This is a genomic window from Gaetbulibacter sp. S0825 (assembly GCF_011777505.1).
Classification (GTDB): domain Bacteria; phylum Bacteroidota; class Bacteroidia; order Flavobacteriales; family Flavobacteriaceae; genus Pontimicrobium.
This window is the reverse complement of record NZ_JAATJT010000002.1, coordinates 680,133-700,124: the sequence shown is the minus strand read 5'-3', so window position 1 is coordinate 700,124 and position 19,992 is coordinate 680,133. Positions and strand designations below refer to the sequence as shown.

The 19,992-nt window shown below is 33.2% G+C and carries 13 protein-coding genes; 6 read left to right on the top strand and 7 right to left on the bottom strand.

All coding sequences use genetic code 11. The features are described 5' to 3' along the window. Positions 1-40: 40 nt before the first annotated feature. Both HB672_RS10820 and HB672_RS10815 read left to right on the top strand, forming a co-directional pair. Positions 41-2,047 carry a dehydrogenase E1 component subunit alpha/beta gene (locus tag HB672_RS10820; RefSeq protein ID WP_167612272.1) on the top strand — a complete coding sequence of 669 codons (2,007 nt, stop codon included), beginning with the start codon at positions 41-43 and terminating at the stop codon, positions 2,045-2,047. Between the two features lie 11 nt (positions 2,048-2,058). Next, entirely contained in the window at positions 2,059-2,934 is an 876-nt protein-coding gene (locus tag HB672_RS10815) for a sterol desaturase family protein (protein WP_167612269.1), read from the top strand. A gap of 51 nt (positions 2,935-2,985) precedes the next feature. On the opposite strand, the gene HB672_RS10810 is transcribed toward HB672_RS10815, so the two are convergent. The 3 genes from HB672_RS10810 to HB672_RS10800 form a co-directional block, all read right to left on the bottom strand. Next, a complete protein-coding gene (locus HB672_RS10810) occupies positions 2,986-4,329 on the bottom strand; it encodes a dipeptidase (protein ID WP_167612266.1) in 1,344 nt (447 codons plus the stop codon). 57 nt (positions 4,330-4,386) lie between these two features. Beyond that, the gene (locus HB672_RS10805) at positions 4,387-4,848 is read right to left on the bottom strand and encodes a biopolymer transporter ExbD (protein WP_244306606.1); all 462 of its coding nucleotides are present in this window, start codon (positions 4,846-4,848) and stop codon (positions 4,387-4,389) included. 192 nt (positions 4,849-5,040) lie between these two features. Continuing rightward, positions 5,041-5,475 carry a hypothetical protein gene (locus HB672_RS10800; protein ID WP_167612263.1) on the bottom strand — a complete coding sequence of 145 codons (435 nt, stop codon included), beginning with the start codon at positions 5,473-5,475 and terminating at the stop codon, positions 5,041-5,043. A 232-nt stretch (positions 5,476-5,707) separates the two neighbouring features. On the opposite strand from HB672_RS10800, the gene HB672_RS10795 reads away from it, so the two are divergent. Continuing rightward, entirely contained in the window at positions 5,708-7,261 is a 1,554-nt protein-coding gene (locus tag HB672_RS10795; RefSeq protein ID WP_167612260.1) for a DEAD/DEAH box helicase family protein, read from the top strand. A gap of 7 nt (positions 7,262-7,268) precedes the next feature. Here HB672_RS10795 and HB672_RS10790 read toward each other — a convergent pair whose 3' ends face one another. The 4 genes from HB672_RS10790 to HB672_RS10775 all read right to left on the bottom strand — a co-directional run bounded on the left by HB672_RS10790 (position 7,269) and on the right by HB672_RS10775 (position 11,655). Further along, positions 7,269-7,886, bottom strand: coding sequence for a short-chain dehydrogenase (locus tag HB672_RS10790; protein ID WP_167612257.1), 618 nt, complete (start codon positions 7,884-7,886; stop codon positions 7,269-7,271). Positions 7,887-7,951: 65 nt separating this feature from the next. Then, positions 7,952-10,243: a DNA topoisomerase 3 gene (locus HB672_RS10785; RefSeq protein WP_167612254.1), complete on the bottom strand. Its 2,292-nt coding sequence runs from the start codon at positions 10,241-10,243 to the stop codon at positions 7,952-7,954. 185 nt (positions 10,244-10,428) lie between these two features. Next, complete coding sequence (locus tag HB672_RS10780; protein ID WP_167612251.1) at positions 10,429-10,782, bottom strand: hypothetical protein; 354 nt, start codon at positions 10,780-10,782, stop codon at positions 10,429-10,431. A 102-nt stretch (positions 10,783-10,884) separates the two neighbouring features. Beyond that, complete coding sequence (locus HB672_RS10775) at positions 10,885-11,655, bottom strand: LuxR C-terminal-related transcriptional regulator (RefSeq protein WP_167612248.1); 771 nt, start codon at positions 11,653-11,655, stop codon at positions 10,885-10,887. A gap of 317 nt (positions 11,656-11,972) precedes the next feature. On the opposite strand from HB672_RS10775, the gene HB672_RS10770 reads away from it, so the two are divergent. The 3 genes from HB672_RS10770 to HB672_RS10760 all read left to right on the top strand — a co-directional run bounded on the left by HB672_RS10770 (position 11,973) and on the right by HB672_RS10760 (position 19,980). Next, positions 11,973-13,859 carry a CocE/NonD family hydrolase gene (locus HB672_RS10770; RefSeq protein ID WP_167612245.1) on the top strand — a complete coding sequence of 629 codons (1,887 nt, stop codon included), beginning with the start codon at positions 11,973-11,975 and terminating at the stop codon, positions 13,857-13,859. A 26-nt stretch (positions 13,860-13,885) separates the two neighbouring features. Further along, positions 13,886-17,116 carry a glycosyl hydrolase gene (locus HB672_RS10765; protein WP_167612242.1) on the top strand — a complete coding sequence of 1,077 codons (3,231 nt, stop codon included), beginning with the start codon at positions 13,886-13,888 and terminating at the stop codon, positions 17,114-17,116. Positions 17,117-17,187: 71 nt separating this feature from the next. Next, positions 17,188-19,980, top strand: coding sequence for a prolyl oligopeptidase family serine peptidase (locus HB672_RS10760; RefSeq protein WP_167612240.1), 2,793 nt, complete (start codon positions 17,188-17,190; stop codon positions 19,978-19,980). Positions 19,981-19,992: the final 12 nt, after the last annotated feature.

Genomic DNA, 19,992 nt, shown 5'->3' with positions numbered 1-19,992 from the left:
TTACCTTATTTTTGCTACTTTTGATTAAGATTTTTTTTAGATGGCTAAAACAACAAATACTATTAGAAATATAAATTATGACAAAAAGAGCTTACGTCGTAATACACTTATTTCACTATATATTAATATGCTTAAACCCAGAATGATAGAGGAGAAGATGCTCATTCTATTGCGACAGGGAAAAATATCAAAATGGTTCTCAGGAATAGGTCAGGAGGCAATATCAGTAGGTGTTACTATGGCTTTAAAGGATGACGAATATATTTTGCCAATGCATCGAAACCTTGGTGTTTTTACAACAAGAAAGATCCCACTTCATCGCTTATTTGCACAATGGCAGGGAAAAGCTAGCGGATTTACTAAAGGTAGAGACCGCTCATTTCATTTTGGTACTCAGGAGTATAATATTGTTGGTATGATATCGCATCTTGGACCGCAATTAGGTGTAGCAGATGGTATTGCACTTGCAAATCTATTAAAGAAGAATAATAAAGTTACAGCTGTATTTTCTGGAGAAGGAGGGACAAGCGAAGGTGATTTTCACGAAGCGTTAAATGTGGCTTCTGTATGGAAGCTTCCTGTTATATTTTGTATTGAAAATAATGGTTATGGTTTATCTACACCAACATCTCAGCAGTATAATTGCAAGAACATTGCAGATAGAGGTAAGGGTTATGGAATAGAGTCATTTATTATTGATGGTAATAACATTTTGGACGTTTACTCTAAGCTTACGAAACTAGCAGAGAGTATTAGAAAGCGTCCAAGACCAATACTTATAGAGTTTAAAACCTTTAGAATGCGTGGTCATGAAGAGGCCAGTGGTACAAAATATGTTCCGAAAGATTTAATGGAGCAATGGGCTTTAAAAGATCCGTTAGTGAATTACCAAGCTTATCTTAAAGAAGAAGGCATTTTAACCGAAAAGGATGAAGTGATAATAAAGGAAGACATTATGAAAGAAATTCATGATGGCTTAGAAAAGGCTTACGCTGAAGAAGCGATTGTTCCTAATTTAACATCTGAGTTAAATGATGTTTATAAAGCATTTAAATATCAAGAGGTTACGCATAAAGGAAAAACTAAAGAAATTAGATTTGTTGATGCCATTTCTGAAGGCCTAAAGCAATCAATGCAAAAGCATAAAGACTTGGTAATAATGGGACAAGATATTGCCGATTATGGTGGTGTTTTTAAAATTACCGATGGCTTTTTAAAGGCCTTTGGAGAAGAACGTGTTAGAAATACACCTATTTGCGAATCGGCTATCGTTGAAGCTGGAATGGGATTATCTATTGCTGGCATAAAAAGTGTAGTGGAAATGCAATTTGCCGATTTCGTGACTTCTGGATTTAACCCTGTAGTCAATTATTTGGCCAAATCGCATTATAGATGGAATCAAAATGCCGATGTAGTACTAAGAATGCCTTGCGGTGGTGGTGTAGCAGCTGGCCCATTTCATTCGCAAACAAACGAAGCATGGTTTACTAAAACACCAGGTTTAAAAGTTGTTTATCCAGCGTTTCCTTATGATGCTAAAGGACTATTAGCAACAGCAATTAACGACCCCAACCCTGTGTTATTCTTTGAACACAAAGCATTATATAGGAGTATTCGCCAAGAAGTGCCAATAGATTATTTTACTTTACCTTTTGGTAAAGCATCACTACTACGTGAAGGTACAGACGTAACGGTTATTAGTTATGGAGCAGCAGTACATTGGGCTCTTGAAACACTTGATAACAATAAGGATATTGATGCCGACGTCATTGACTTGAGAACTTTACAACCTCTAGATACTGAAGCGATATTAACTTCGGTTAAAAAAACTGGTAAAGCAATAATCTTACAAGAGGATTCTCTTTTTGGTGGTATAGCTTCAGATATAGCATCCATGATTATGGAAGAATGTTTTGAATATCTCGACGCACCAGTTAAACGTGTAGCAAGTATAGAAACTCCAATTCCGTTTATTAATCAATTAGAAGAGCAGTATCTGCCAAAAAATAGGTTTGAAACTGAACTTAAAACACTTCTAGATTACTAATTTTATTGCCAATGAAGTATTTTGATGCTTTTATCAATTCAATATTGGGAACACTAGATTGGACTTGGCGTTCCATAACTTTTGATGTCGTTTGGTACAATAATTATTTTTGGGGATTGATACTTATTTCATTAATAGTTTGGGGACTTGAAATAGCATTTCCTTGGCGGAAAAACCAATCGGTTTTTAGAAAGGACTTTTGGTTAGATGTCTTCTACATGTTTTTCAACTTTTTCATTTTTGCCATTGTTATCAGTGGCTTTTATAAGGTTTTTGAGTTATTCTTTCTAGATGTTTTTGGAATGGATGCCAAATCTTTAGCGCTTATAGATATAAAGCAACTTCCAATGTGGAGTCAATTACTAATCTTCTTTATTCTATCTGATTTTGTCCAGTGGTTTACTCATGTGTTGTTGCATAGGTTTAATGTGTTATGGCGTTTTCATAAAGTGCATCATTCAGTGAAAGAAATGGGGTTTGCAGCACATTTGCGTTATCATTGGATGGAAAATGTTTTGTATAAACCATTAAAGCTCCTCGTTGTGATGCTTCTGGGTGGTTTTGAACCAGAACAGGCGTATATAGTTCACTTTGTAGCAATTTCTATTGGTCATTTAAATCATGCTAACATTAAGCTTAGTTACGGACCTTTAAAATATGTATTTAACAACCCTGTTATGCATTTATATCATCATGCTTATTCACTTCCAAAAGACAGGTTTTATGGTGTCAATTTTGGAATTAGCTTAAGCCTATGGGATTATATTTTTAAAACTAATTATATTCCAGAGGATAGTGGTAGTATAGAATTAGGATATGAAGATGATAATAAAATGCCTAAGGGATTTTTTAGGCAGTTGTTTTACGGATTTAAAAAAAGTGATTAAATAAAAAAGTCAGCTATTAAGCTGACTTTTTATTATGTTAGAAATTGAAATTTATGCTCCAGCTTGAATTTCTTGAGCAACTTTTCCAACTTCATCAAGTACTCTTAACAAGTTACCACTCCAAAGCTTTTCTATCTGCTCTTCAGTATAACCTCTTTTAACAAGTTCTAATGTTACGTTGAAAGTTTCAGAAGCGTCGTTCCAACCTTCAACACCACCACCTCCATCAAAATCACTACTAATACCTACATGTTCTAATCCTATTTTTTCTACTAGATAGTCAATATGATCTACAAAGTCTAATACATCAACTTTACCAGGAAAATCTGGCATTTTTGCAGCCTTAGTATCAACAATCTCCATAACTTTACTTCTGTTTTCCATGAATGCTTTTTGCTCTTCTTCGGTTAATTTTCCAAAATCAGCTCTACTTGTAATCCATTTTATTCCCATAGAATCTGCTACTTGCATTTGAATCTCTCTCGATTTTTCATTACGAGCATCATTCTTTTCTTTATTTACATAACTAGTGAAAGCTACAGTTTGTACAACACCTCCATTTTCTTTAACCCATCCTAATTGCTCATCATCAAGGTTTCTGCTGTGATCGCATAAAGCTCTAGCAGAAGAATGCGACGCAATAACTGGCGCTTTAGATAATTCTATCATTTGCTTAATGGCTTCTTTTGATGGATGTGAAATATCTATCATAATACCATACTTATTCATTTCTGCAACCACTTGCTTACCTAAATCACTCAATCCGTTATGTAGCCAAACGTCATCACGTTCACCAGTGTTAGAATCGCTTAACTGACTATGTCCATTATGAGCTAAAGACATATATCTAGCTCCTAAATCGTAAAATTCTTTTACTCTGCTAATATCTGTACCAACTGGATAGCCATTTTCAATACCTATCATAGCTACTTTTTTCCCTTCTGCATCAATACGCCTAACATCATCTGACGTAACTGCTAATCCAATTTGATCTGGAGCAATTTCTTTTGTTAATTTATGAATGGCATTAAACTTAGACATAGCATTTTCGTATGCCTTTGCATAACCTTCGTCTGTTAATGTATCTTGACCTGTGTAAACTATAAACCATGCAACATCAAGTCCTCCTTTTTTCATTTTAGGTAGATTTACTTGGTTGTCTAATTCTTGTGTATAGTTAATAGAGTCGGTAAAATTATTTACATTGATATCGCAGTGAGTATCAAGTGTAATTACGCGTTCGTGAATATCTTTTGCTTTAGCAATTAGATCCTCTTCGCTCATTGGTTTTTCTTCTTGTTCCTTACAGGAAACACTTAGGAGAACGATACATAAAAAAACAAGCTTAAAAATCGAAATAGACTTAAAAGCTTGAGCTGTTTTGTTGTTTTTCATTATTAAATTGATTGGTTATTAGTATTTATTCAACCAAATATAATAATAAAATGTAAGTTACTTTGTTTGTGCCTCAGAGATTATAAAGGGATAAGCTTTTTTTAACAAAATCATATCGTTTTCATTTAAGTTATCTAAAGATTTACCTAATACGTTTATTGCATATGCTTTTCTAAGCTCAAGATAAGCTTTAGTTAATTTGTCTTGAACGTTAACAAATAACTCATAAGATGATAGTGGGTGGCTTGTTAAGGATACTACTGCTTTTGATGGGTTATCGGAAGATGAGGCATCCTTAATACCATTGCAATATGTACAAGTATGGTCTCCATTGTTATCAACAAATGTTTTTACAATATCTTTTAGCTTATCGATTGCAACAATTTCATCTTGAACCATAATTTCTTGGTTGCCATTTAAAGAAATCCTTAAGATGTTCCGTTCGTAAATCTCTCCTCCACAGTAGTCTGCTACACATATTGGAGGTAATTTTCTTTGAATGCCTTTGTCGTTTGCCATTGTGGTTGTTACTAAAAAAAGATGAGTAACAAGAATGCAATGTCTGCCATAGAGCCAGCGTTGACCTCTGGCGCTGATTTTTTTGTTTTCATAATTAAAGTTTTAAATGTTAATAGATTCTTAAAACTCAAAAATGATACCATAAAAAAAGCCAGAACTAATGCCCTGACTTTTAATTGTGCTTTTTTTTGTTTAAGCTAATATACCTTTAGCTTGTTGGTTTTTAGAAAACCATACCCAAAATGCGCCTAAAACTATTACAATTGTAGGCATTAAGTACGGTTGCATATCTGCATAAACTTCTGATGCATTAGTACCAAACATCCAATATAAATGTTGTATTGTAGCTGCTACGAATGATATTACAAATAGCGTTACTGCAATTTTTTTTCTCATTAAGAATAAGATTGAAGCAATTATTCCAGAAAATACTGCAATTGCGAATAAAGCTGTTAACCAAGCAGGTGTATCATTCATCATTGCGATTTGCTCAGCATTTAAACCAGCTGTTGAAGCTTCAGTTTTAAAAGCCATTTGAAGGTAAGTGTTTACACCCATTCCATTCCAAAGTAGTGCTATAATACCTATAATCCAAAAGGCAATTCCAGGTTTGTTAGAATTAGACATAATAATTAGTTTTTAGTTAGTAAAATAGTGTTTTACATAGAGTTATGTTATAACAATTTAGGTAGAAAGCCCTAATAAAACAAATTATATTTTAAAAGTTTAGTGACTTGCAGATTGGTTATTTGAATTGATTTTGTTAATAATCCTTGAAAACTTTCGGAAACATTTTTTATAAAACATAGAAAAAACTCAAGAAAGACAGTATTTTTGCAACTTAATAATAATTGCATTAATGCTTACATCTACAACATTAAAGGGAGAAACTAAGGAAGGAAAAGAATTATATAGTTACCAAAAAGGAGCTATTGACAAAATTTTTAAGGCTTTTGAAGATGCTCCCGATGATTATCATTTATTATATCAATTGCCGACAGGTGGTGGTAAAACAGTGATTTTCTCTGAGATTGTAAGACAATATTTAAAGCATCATAATAAAAAAGTGTTAGTAATGACACATCGTATTGAGCTGTGTAAACAAACCTCAAAGATGCTTTCGGAGTTTAATGTTAAGAATAAAGTTATTGATAGTAAAGCAAAACTTGATGACCAAGGAGATTATTCTTGTTTTGTAGCCATGGTCGAAACACTTAACAATCGACTAAATGAAGACAAGTTAGATATATCAGACATTGGATTGGTTATCATTGATGAAGCACATTATAACTCATTTACCAAGCTATTCAAATTCTTTCATAAGTCTTTTTTATTGGGCGTTACTGCTACACCTTTAAGCTCGAATATCAATCTTCCAATGACCGATAATTATGATGAATTAATTGTTGGTGAAACTATTGAGTCGTTAATTGAAAATAATTTTTTAGCTCGTGCCGAAACGTTTTCTTATAATGTTGGATTAACATCGTTAGTAGTAGGAGCGAATGGCGATTATACCGTGAAATCTTCAGAAGATTTATACACAAACCACGATATGTTGGGTAAATTAGTACATGCCTATGAAGAGACATCAAAAGGTAAAAAGACGTTGATTTTTAATAATGGGATTAATACATCTTTGCATGTTTATGATACTTTTAGGGCTGCTGGTTATCCTATTGCACACTTGGACAATACACATTCCAAAAAGGAGCGTGAGCTTATTTTAAAATGGTTTAAAAAAACACCTGATGCTATTTTAACATCAGTAAGTATTCTTACCACTGGTTTTGATGAGCCTACTGTAGAATCAATTATATTAAATAGAGCTACTAAATCTTTAACGCTTTATTACCAAATGATTGGTCGTGGATCAAGAATTTTAGACAATAAAGACACTTTTAAGGTAGTTGATCTTGGAAATAATTTCCATCGCTTTGGACCTTGGGGAAGTGATTTAGATTGGCAGCGCATATTTAAGTCACCAAATTATTATTTAGATGGTATTTTAAATGACGATGAAATTGAGAGCAATTTTAGATATGAAATGCCTCCTGAAGTTCGCGAGGAATTTAAAAATTCCAAAGAAGTATATTTAGATATTCGAGAAATTTATGTCGATAGTATTAGAAAAGGTGAATCTACTAAAACCGTGCTTGAAAAATCAATTAAACACCATGCTAAAATTTGTATTGAGAACAGCGAAGATGTTTTTGATGCCTTATTGTTGGTTAAGCTTTTAAGTGACGATATTGACCATAGAATTGGGCGTTATACCAAATGCATAAGTAAAAGTACTTTTAATTTTGTTGAATGGTTAAAAGAAGATTATCGCAAAAAATTACGCTCGTATCTAAGAGAAAATTTCGATGTCATTTTTGAAGAAATCCACGGAAGACCTCCAGAAGAATAGAATTATATTATTGCACTACCTTAAAAATCGCAATAGCATACAAATAAAACCTTGCAAATCGTAATAGGCCAAATAGCAAATAGTTTTTAAATTCATACCTAATAAAACCTGCTGCAATACTCGTTATTGCAAATGGAATAGGGAATAAAGCTCCAACTACAATTAAGAAGCCTCCCCACTTTCTAGTGTTTTTAATATGCTTTGCAAGTCTGTTTTCAATAGCATAACGAACTTTAGGTATTCTAGTAATGCTAAGTCCTGTAATATATGAAATTACACCACCCAAATATGACAATAGTGCCAATATAGATAAGTATAAAATTGGCTGCGGTAATTTTTTGGACCACGCAATAAAAATTTCAGGAGGAATAAGTCCTAACATTGATTCCGAAAGAAAAAATACCACAAGAACACTAACTGTACTAAAGGTTTCGGTAATAGTTGTTAAGGCTGTATTAATATCAATAACAAAATAATGAATACCTAAAAGCACACCAATAAAAAGTACAACAGGGATAATAGATTTTTTAAGGCTTAAACCAATAAACCTATAAAACCCAGTATAAGAGTAATACTGATGCAGTAGTCTAAACCTACTTTTTTTTGTTTTTGTGTTGGAATCCATGCAATTTTTAATGGAAAGCAAAAATAGAACAACCTAATAAAAGAACAATGTGTTTTGGGGAAATTTTAGGACTTATGCTGTGTTAAAATATTGAATACAAATTCTTTGGTAATGGTTTTGCCATTTGCAGCATTCTTAATATCAGTGAAAAGCACTCTGTAATTGCAGTTGTTTTTGTGATTACTACAACCATAAGCTGTTTTACCTTTAACTATTGTACCAGATTTACATTTTGGGCACATGATAATATCTGGAGCTTTTCTGGACGGTTCTTTCTGTTCTAATACCAATTCATGCAACTCATTAAATTTCACTAATCCTTCTGCTTTAATATTATTTTCTTGGAAGCCTTTTAACTTTACTGTTGCTCCTTTATCTAGCAATCTTATATATTGATTATCCGATATTTTCTTTCCCTTAAATTTAAATGGTAAAATAAATTCACAGCCTTTATTATAGTTAGAGCACCCATAAGCAGTAGAGCCTTTAATAAGTTTACCTGTCTTGCATTTTGGGCATGTTCTGCCCACAATACCTTTTGAAGTTTGCTTTTTAGTAGTTGCTTTACTTTTAATGGTTTGAGCATGCGAAATATTAGCTTTTATGGATTCACTTCGTACCTCATAAACCAAATCATCAACCATCTGTTTCATATTCTTAATAAACCTACTTGCACTATAATGTCCTTGCTCAATTTGCTTTAACTGTTTTTCCCACTGGCCAGTTAATTCGGCAGATTTTAAAAGATCATTTTGTATAATATCAATAAGCTGAACTCCTGTCAAGGTTGGAAGGATTTGTTTCTTATTACGTTTAATGTAATTACGTTTAAATAATGTTTCAATAATATTGGCTCTTGTAGAAGGACGACCAATACCATTCTCTTTCATTAAATCGCGCATTTCATCATCATCAACTTGTTTACCTGCGGTTTCCATAGCACGTAATAATGATGCCTCTGTAAATTGATTTGGTGGCTTTGTTTGTTTTTCTAAGAATGAAGGTTCATGTGGGCCTTTTTCGCCTTTAATAAAAATTGGTAGAATTCCTAAATTCTTTTCCTTAGGTGAGTTCTTTTCTTCGAAAACGATGCGCCAACCCTTAGATAAAATTTCTTTCCCAGTAGTTTTAAATATCACATTTTCTACAGTACCAAGCACAGTAGTGTTTGATACTTGACAATCATCATAAAACACTGCAATAAAACGTTTCACAATAATATCATATACTTGCTGTTGGTTATGCTGCAAATTTATTTGAACTCCTGTAGGAATTATTGCATGGTGGTCGGTTACCTTTTTATCATTAAAAACTTTTGTTGATTTTTTTATTTTTTTTCCTAAAATTGGTTGCGTTAAAGCACTGTAATTGGTTAAGTTTTTTAAAATCCCTGCTACTTTTGGATATATATCGTTTGGCAGAAAAGTAGTATCGACTCTAGGATAAGTAACCACCTTTGATTCATATAGTTTTTGAACAATTTTTAACGTGTCTTCTGCCGAAAAACCAAATTTTGTATTACAATATACCTGTAAACCTGTTAAATCAAACAGCTTAGGAGCATACTCTTTGCCTTTCTTCTTTTTAATTGAAGTTACTTCAAAATCACTTTCCTTTACTTTATTGGCTAACAGTTCTCCATCTTCTTTGTTTAAAAACCTACCATCTTCGTAGCTAAAAAGCGTGTTTTTATATAATGTTTGTAATTCCCAATAGGGTTGTGGTTTAAAATTGTCAATACTTTTAAACCGCTCTACAATCATTGCAAGCGTTGGTGTTTGCACACGACCCACAGAAAGTACTTGTTTATAGCCTCCATGCTTAAGTGTATACAAGCGTGTGGCATTCATTCCTAACAACCAATCTCCAATAGCTCTTGAAAACCCTGCGTAGTAGAGATTGTCATAATTTTCAGCTGGCTTTAAGTTTTTAAACCCTTCTTTAATTGCCTCGGTAGTTAAGGATGAGATCCATAAGCGCTTTACTTTGCCTTTGTAATGGGATAAGGACATTACCCATCGCTGAATTAATTCTCCTTCTTGTCCAGCATCACCACAGTTTATAATTTCATCAGCTTTTTCAAATAGAGTTTTAACTATATTAAATTGCTTTTTAATGCCTGAATTATCGACTACCTTTACTTCAAATTTTTCAGGAAGCATTGGCAAATTATTTAAATCCCAACGTTTCCAGTAGGGTTTGTAATCATTTGGTTCAAATAGGGTGCACAAGTGCCCAAAGGTATAAGTGACTGCATAACCATTGCCTTCATAATAGCCATCACGCTTTGTATTCGCTCCTAGAACAGAAGCAATTTCACGGGCAACACTTGGTTTTTCGGCTATGCATACTTTCACTAAAAAAGGTGTTTTTTTTAAGGAGGAGCAAAGTAATAAATTTTAAAAAAAGAAGAAGGATTTTTGAAGTTATTTATAATGATTTAAATACTGTAAAAATTAAAAAAGCCAAAGCTAACAGTATCGCTATTATAGTGATACAAATTAGTTTTGGCTATTAACTAATAACAGTAATAGATTATAATCTAATTATTATTAATATATTTAGCAATCGCCATCCCACTTGGAGTAATGTTAACAGTTATGCCACTAATAACAGTTTTATAAGCTTTCTTTTGAATCAAGCAATGCCCTTCTGGTAATTCGAATACTATTGTTAATAGATGGGTTGATCCATTTTTATACTGTCGAGTACTCTTGTCTGACATTACCTGAAATCCACCACATGCAGTTAATGTCCAAACTTGTCCCTTAACAACTTCTACAATAGTTCCATTGTTATCTACTTCAACTTCAGTATTTGAAGAAAAAGAACTTAATGTAAATACTAGCATAAACATTAATGCCACGCCACTTGTAATTTTAATTAATTTTTTCATAATATGTTGATTTAATAGTTTAAAGTAAATGTATAGCTATGATATTATCAAGTCAATACTCAATTTGAGTATTTTTAATAAAAAAGAGGCATTAAAAATAATTTATAAGAGATTTTGTTGAGATTTAAGAATATTAACTAACTCTCCTGTTGAGGTTAGCTTTAGTTTTCTTAAAATATTTCTTCGATGTGTGTCTACTGTATTAGAACTAATAAAAAGTTGTCTGGCAATAGATTTGCTAGTCTTCTTTTTTGCTAATAACCTTATAATATCTTTTTCTCTATTACTAATATTTTTAAAAAATGTTAACTGAGAGCAATTTGTAATATACTTAGTTTCTAAATCATTGTTTGAGTTAAGAGCTTGTATAGAAGCTTGGATAGGGATTTTTTTATTTGAATTTATTACTGTAAAGTAGGTTAATGCTTTATGCTTTTTACTCGAATTAATAAAAAAAGGAGTAGTATTTTGAAAAATATTTGCATAACTATTATCCTTTTGTTTTATTCTATAGTTCCAAGAGTATGAATATTGTTCTGACTCTTTTTGACTTAAGTCACATTTTATAAAATTAACAATGTCACTTAATGAATTTACTAAACATGATAAATCATCTTCATGAATATGATTCCATAAAAACTCTAATCCATTAGACGTTAAATCACTTTCATTATAGCCCAAACAAGAATGCATGTTATTACTAACAAAATCTATTCCAAAATTTTCCCAATTTATAATGCATAAAAATGTTGGGTTGTATGTTATAGAATAGTCAGTTGAAATCATTCTATTAACCTCCTCAATGGTCAACATTGGGTTTTCAATAGAATTTGAAATTCTTCTATAAATTTCAGAAAAGTTGGTTAGTAACATACTGTAAAAATTGCTATAATCAACAAATAATTTTTATTTAAAAAATTACCCAAGTTCATTACAGTAAAATGTTTAATAACTAAAACAGGTTTTGCTACTAAGGTTTCTAGGGAAGAAGTATATTACAAATATATATAATAAATTAACATAATTATTTAAAAATAAAGCAAGTTATTAACATATTTAATTAGTAATAATTAAATTTTTGAATCAAATGATAATAATCATTAAATTTTGTTAAAACATAATTCTAACTTTAAACTCTAAGTTCATTTACCTACCTTTAAGTCATTATTTAACCAACCAATATTTATATAATGAAAAAGCGAGCGATTACTCTTTTCAGTGCTCTTGCTTGTTTCCTTGTAAGCTTTTCTGCATTACAAGCACAGCAAGATATTTTAGAAAAACTTAATGAAATAGCTATTGTTGACCAAAAGGTCATGATGCCAATGCGCGATGGTGTTAGATTGGCAACGGATATATACAGACCAAAGGGAGATGGTAAATATCCAGTAATTTTTTCAAGAACACCTTATAATTTTAACTCTTGGGGAGATGGAGAAGAACGTACACGTAATTATCAACGTGCATACGAGTATATTAAAAAAGGATATGCTTACGTAGTGCAAAATGAGCGTGGGCGCTATTACTCTGAAGGCGAATGGGATATTTTAGGAGTACCATTAACCGATGGTTACGATGCTTTTGAATGGATGAAAAACCAATCATGGTCCAATGGAAAGATAGGGACTGTTGGATGCTCTTCAACTGCTGAATGGCAAATGGCTGTGTCTGCACTAGACCATCCATCTCATGCAGCAATGGTGCCTCAAGGGTTTGGTGCTGGAGTTGGTAGAGTAGGAGACATTAACGAACAAGGAAACTGGTATCGTGGTGGAGCTGAACAAATGTTATTTTTTGCATGGCTTTATGGTGTTGAACATGACAAATTTAAGCCAAGAATTCCAGAAGGAGCAACTCAAGAAGACTTGATTAGAATCTCAAGATTTTATGATTTAGCTCCTGAGAACCCGCCAGTAGATATGTCTGAAGCGTTAAGTCATTTACCAATACAAGACATCTTAAAGAATATTAATGGAAAGCATGAGGTTTTCGATAAAATGATTCGTCGTAAGCCCAATCATCCAGATTGGTTTAAAGGTGGAATTTATCATGACGATAAAGATATAGGAGCTCCAAGCTTTTGGTTTGCTTCTTGGTATGATGTATCTATTACACCAAACATCAAACTTTTTAATCATGCAAGAAATAATTCAAAAGACCAATTTATTAGAGATAATCAATACTTGGTAATAGCACCAACGTTACACTGTGGTTATACTAGAGCGACAGAAAACACTATTGTTGGAGAACGTAGTGTTGGCGATGCACGATTAAACTACGATGAACAAATTACTAAGTGGTTTGACCTTTGGTTAAAAGGAGTTGATAACGATTTTAAAGAAACCACACCTAGAGTACAGTATTATACTATGGGAAGCAATGAGTGGCAATCTGCTGAACAATGGCCTCCAGCAAATACTGAAATGGTAACCTATTATTTAAATAGTGGTGGAAAAGCTAATAGTAGATTTGGAGATGGACGCTTATCCACAAAAAAAGCTGGAAAAGACAATCCTGATGGGTTTATTTATGACCCAATGGCTCCTGTGCCATCTTACGGTGGAAATGTTTGTTGTACAGGAAATGCAGTAAGAGGAGGTGCAATGGATCAGCAAGACATGGAAGCAAGACATGATATTTTAGTTTATACAACCGATATATTAAAAGAAGATACTGAAGTTACAGGCTTTATTGAGTCAAAACTATTTGTGTCATCCGATGTTAAGGATACTGATTTTACTATCAAATTAATTGATGTGTATCCAGATGGTACAGCTTATAATTTAGATGAAACTATTCAAAGAGTACGCTACAGAGAAGGTTACGATAAAGAAGTGTTTATGGAAAAAGGTAAAGTATATGAAGTTGATTTAACGCCAATGTCAACTAGTAATTTATTCAAGAAAGGACACCGTATTCGTGTAGAGATTTCAAGTAGTAATTTTCCACGTTTTGCAAGAAATTTAAATACAGGAGGAAATAATTATGATGAGAAAGTAGGTGTGGTTGCTCATAATAAAGTGCACCATTCTAGTAAGCATCCATCTCAAATACGCATTCCAATAGTTAAAAATTAATATTCAGAAAACTAAATAATTTTTATATGAAGACATTTCACAAAATGTTGTTTCTATGGGCTTGCCTATTAGGAATGATATTAACTTCGCAATCCCAAACAATTAACGAATCTACATTTAACGGTCTAAGTTTTAGAAATATAGGTCCAGCATTAACATCTGGACGTATTGCTGATATAGCCATTCATCCAGAAAATGAAAATATTTGGTATGTAGCTGTAGGCTCAGGTGGTGTATGGAAAACAACAAATTCAGGAACTACATGGAAACCAATTTTTGACAATCAAACTTCATATTCAATAGGTAGTATTGCAATAGACCCATCAAATCCTCATACTATTTGGGTAGGAACAGGAGAAAATGTTGGTGGTCGTCATGTTGCCTTTGGTGATGGTATTTATGTAAGTCATGATGATGGAATGTCATGGAAAAATATGGGGCTTAAAAAATCCGAACATTTATCAACAATAATAGTGCATCCAGAAAACTCTAATATTGTTTGGGTGGCATCACAAGGACCTCTTTGGAGTAAAGGTGGAGAACGAGGTGTTTACAAAACTACAGATGGAGGTAAAACATGGAATCGTACGCTTGGGGATAGTGAATGGGTTGGAGCAACCGATTTGTTAATCGATCACAACAATCCAGATGTACTGTATGCTGCCAGTTGGCAAAGACATCGTACTGTAGCAGCTTATATGGGTGGTGGACCAGGTTCAGGAATCCATAAAAGTACTGATGGTGGAGAGACTTGGACAAAACTAAAAAAAGGATTACCAAGTTCTAACTTAGGTAAAATAGGTTTGGCAATGTCTCCTTTTAATTCTGATGTTGTGTATGCGGTTATTGAAACGGATAGGAAAAAAGGTGGTTTTTATATGTCAACTAATCGAGGTGAAACTTGGGTTAAGCAATCCAATACCGTTTCAGGTGGAACAGGGCCTCACTATTATCAAGAGCTTTATGCCTCACCACATCATGAAGGTAAATTATTTTTAATGAATAATTACGTTCAAATTTCAGATGACCATGGAAAAACTTTTTATGGAATGAATGAACGAAATAAGCATGTTGATAGTCATGCCATGGCATTTAAAGCGTCAGATCCTAACTATGTGTTATTTGGCACAGATGGAGGCTTATATGAAAGTTTTGATTTAACCAAAAGCTGGAAGTACGTAAGTAACTTACCTATCACTCAGTTTTTTAAAGTAGCTGTGGACGATAGTAAACCATTTTATAAAGTATATGGTGGAACACAAGATAATGGGTCGCAAGGTGGAGCATCTAGAACTGTATTTGCAGATGGTATAAAAAATATTGATTGGTGGAAAACTTTGGGAGCAGACGGTCATCAGTCTGCAACAGAGCCAGGAAATCCAAATATTACTTATGGTGAGTTTCAGCAAGGTGCTTTATGGAGAATTGATCAAACCACAAGGGAAACAGTATTTATTCAACCACAAGCCAGAGAAGGAGACCCTTTTGAGCGTTATAATTGGGATGCTCCAATATTGGTAAGCCCTCATAACCCTAAAAGGCTTTATTTTGCCTCTCAAAGGGTTTGGAAGTCTGAAAATAGAGGAGATGCTTGGACTCCAATTTCATCGGATCTTACTTTAAACCAAGAAAGAATCACATTACCTTTTTATGATGGCAAACAACAAAGTTGGGATAATGCGTGGGACATTGGAGCAATGTCTAACTACAATACAATAACATCGCTAGCTGAATCTCCAAAACAAGAAGGATTGATTTATGCAGGAACAGATGATGGTATAATACAAGTAACTGAGGATGGTGGAGCAACATGGCGAAAATTCTCATTAAAAAATATAAAAGGCGTTCCTTCTATACCTTTTGTAAACGATGTAAGAGCTGATTTGTTTGATGCTAATGTAGTGTATGCAGCTTTAGATAATCATAAATATGGCGATTATAAGCCATATTTGATTAAAAGTACAGATAAAGGAAAATCTTGGTCACTTATTAATGGAGATTTGCCAAAAACATTATTAACATGGCGATTGGTTCAAGATCATGTTAAGAAAGATTTATTATTTGCAGCTACAGAATTTGGAGTCTATTTCACTAGAAACGGTGGAAAAAATTGGATGCAACTTAAAAGTGGTATTCCAACAATTTCGATTAGAGATATTACGATTCAAAGAAGAGAAAATGACTTAGTTGCAGCATCATTTGGTCGAGGAATTTTCATTTTAGATGATATCACTCCATTGCGTGAAATTGAAAGTTCTATGCTAGCAAAAGACGCTACTTTATTTCCAATAAAAGATGCGCTATGGTATAGTCCTAATAGTAGAGCTGGAAGCCAAGGAGATAATGAATATTCAGCTAAAAACCCACCTTTTGGTGCAATTTTCACCTATTATATGGCTAACAAAGTAAAGTCCTTAAAAGATGAACGAAAAGCTAAAGAAAAAACCAATACAAATTTTCCTGGATGGGACGCTATAGAAGCGGAAAACAGACAGCAAGGACCACATATTCTTCTAATTATTAAAGATAAAAATGGTAATGTAGTTAATACTGTTAAAGGCACAAATAAAAAAGGATTCAATCGTGTAAATTGGTCTTTAAGATATCCAAACAAAGGTGGCGAAAGATTACAATCTCGCGGAAGTGGTTTTGGTGGCGGAGGAGTTATGGCAACTCCTGGAGATTATACAGTTACCATTGTAAAACGAGTAGATGGCGTTAACACGGAGCTTGAAGGACCTAAACCATTTAAAGTAGTACCGATGTACAATGGCGCTTTAAAGAGAAAATCTTATACCGAAATGGATGCCTTTAGAAATGAAGCTTTTGCATTCCAGCAGGATTTAACAGCAACGAATGTGGCATTGTCTAGAAGTATTCAAACAGTTGATGCTATGGAAAGAGCCTTAAATAAAGCAGAGAAGCCAAGCGACGATTTATTCAAAAGAATTAATGATGCCAGAATTGTATTATTAGATATCGATAAAGAACTAAACGGCGATGATACAAAAGGTGAAATAGGCGAACGTTCAGACCCAAGAGCTAGTGAAGGAAATTCTCTAGGTTGGAGAGCATCAGGAAATACTTATGGACCAACTGAAGAGCATCAAGCAATGCTAAAAAGAGTAAAAAGCCAACTAATAAAAGTGAAGTCAAAACTCTCAACAGTTCTTAAAAATACTTTACCAGGAATTGAAAGGGATTTAAAATCTACTGGAGCACCATGGGTTGAAGGGCAAGGAATGAAAAACGATTAATAGCATATTTAAAGAGCTACTAACACTTTTTAGTAGCTCTTTTAAAATTTTATAAAAGTAAAACGAAACTCATGAAACAAGTACTTTGCATTATTTTATTATGTATTGGAGTAAACTCATTTGCTCAAAAAAAGATTTTAGATCATAAAGATTTTGATATTTGGAATACCATTAAAAATCAAGCTATTTCTGTAGACGGAAAATATATTATGTACTCTTTAGAGAAGGGTGAAAAGGATAATTACTTAAAAATTAAAGAAGCGAATGCATCATTGGTTTTCGAGCATGAACGATCAGAAAATGGACGATTCACTTACGATTCTAATCATACATTATTCACCATAAAAGCTTGGAAAGATAGTATTACAGAAATGACACGTCGTAAAGTAAAAAAGGAGGATATGCCACACGACACCTTAGGTATTTTTGATTTCAAGACAAAATCTCTTACCAAAATACCAAATGTAAAGTCGTATAAAATTCCAACTAAATGGTCAGGTGTTGTTGCATATTACTTGACAGAAATTAAAAAAGAAAAATCAAAAGATACTAGCGAAACAAAGACAAAATCAACTAAAAAGAAACCTAAAAAGGTAAGTAGTAAAAATGGTTTTCATTTAGTTGTTAGAGACTTGGCGTCTGGGAAAGAAGATACTTTAAAGTATGTTACAGATTTTAGTTTTGCTAAAGAAGGTAAACGTTTGGTTTATACAACTACTGGTAAAGACACTAAGTCAAATTCTAGTGTTAATGTTATGAATATTGAAAACGGAAACTCTGCTACTGTTTTTGAGGCCAATAATAAATCGAAATATTATAGGTTACAATTAAGTGATTCTGGTAAAAACTTAGGTTTTGTAGTTGATTCTGACACTACTAAAGCACTTGTTAGACCAAACAAATTATACCATTGGAGTGAAGGACAATCTAAAGCATCCATGATAGTTGATGCTGCATCTGCACCTAAAGGATATCGTGTGTCTTCTGATGGAACTGTAAGTTTCTCACAAGATGATTCTAAAATGTATTTTGGATTAGCAACACCTCCAATTGTACAAGATACCACTTTACTAAAAGATGAAATAGTGAATGTAGAAGTTTGGACGTATGACGAGCCTCGTTTATATACTGTGCAAGAGCTTCAGGTGAAAAATGACCAAAAGAAATCGTATCAAACGGTTGTTCATTTAAACAATAAAAAATTAGTGCAACTAGCAACTACTGAATATCCAAATGCTAGATTAACAGACAAAGGAAATGCTTCAGTAGCATTGGTAAGTAATCAAGAACCTTATTTATTAGAAAGCCAATGGACAGGAAGAAGGAACAGTGATTATGCAATTGTAGATGTAACCACTGGAACTAGTAATAAAGTGCTGACTAATATTTCATCCTCAATGAGTTTGAGCCCAAAGGGGAATTATGTTTTTGGTTATCATGCACCAGATAGTACTTGGGTGGCATATAATATAGCGACAAACAATCGCGTAGATTTAACCAAAGGCAAGGTGTTTTATAATGAGTTAAATGACTCACCAAATTATCCTGGATCATATGGTACAGCTGGTTGGACTGAAGATGATGAGTCTGTGCTAATTTATGATAGATACGATATTTGGAAGTTCAACCCTAATAATGGTACTAGCACACGATTAACAAAAGGTAGAGAACAAAAAGTAACCTATCGTTATGTGAGATTAGATCCAGATGAAGATTTTATTGATACTTCCAGAAAATGGTTATTAACCACATTTAATGAAAATAATAAACACTCTGGCTATTATGAGTTTAATGCTAAAAATGGTAAAGGAAAGCAATTGCTATCTGGACCATACTCATATTCAAGACCTAGTAAAGCTAGATTGAGTGATGCTGTTATTTTTTCAAGACAATCTTTTGAAGAATTTCCAAACATTAGAATATCCGATTTAAACTTCAAAAAAGATAAAGTAATTAGCAACGCTAATCCACAACAAAGTGAATACAACTGGGGAACAGCCGAAATAGTAAAATGGACATCCTTAGATGGTATGGAGTTAGAAGGAATGCTCATTAAACCTGAAGATTTCAATCCAAACAAGAAGTATCCAATGATTGTGAATTTCTATGAAAAGAGTTCAAATGGCGTATTTAGACATAAAGCACCTTCCGCAGGAAGATCCACAATTAACTATAGTTTTTACGCTAGCAGAGGCTATTTAATTTTTAATCCTGATGTGTATTATCGTGATGGTTATCCAGGTGAAAGTGCTTATAATTGCGTGATTCCAGGTATCACTTCTTTAGTTGAAAAAGGGTTTGTAGATAAAGACAATATAGGTACTCAAGGTCATAGTTGGGGAGGTTATCAAATAGCCTATTTGGTAACTAAAACAGATATTTTTAAAGCTGCAGAATCTGGTGCTCCTGTAGTAAATATGATAAGTGCTTTTGGAGGAATTAGATGGGATTCAGGCTTAAGCCGTCAATTTCAATATGAGCATACACAAAGTAGAATAGGAGGAACGCCTTGGGAATATCCGCAACGTTATGTAGAAAACTCTCCAATATATAATATGGATAAAGTTAATACACCTTTATTGATTATGCATAATGATAAAGATGGTCATGTGCCATGGTATCAAGGAATTGAATATTTTACAGCACTACGAAGACTAGGGAAACCATCATGGCTTCTAAATTATAATGGAGCTAGACATTGGCCTTTAAAAATGCAAAATAGAAAAGATTTCAATATTAGAATGCAGCAGTTTTTCGATTATTACTTACAAGGTGCTCCTAAACCTGTTTGGATGGAACGTGGTGTTCCTGCTTTAGAAAAAGGAATAAATCAAGGACTAGAGCTATTACCAAATAAAAATTAACAACCAAATAAA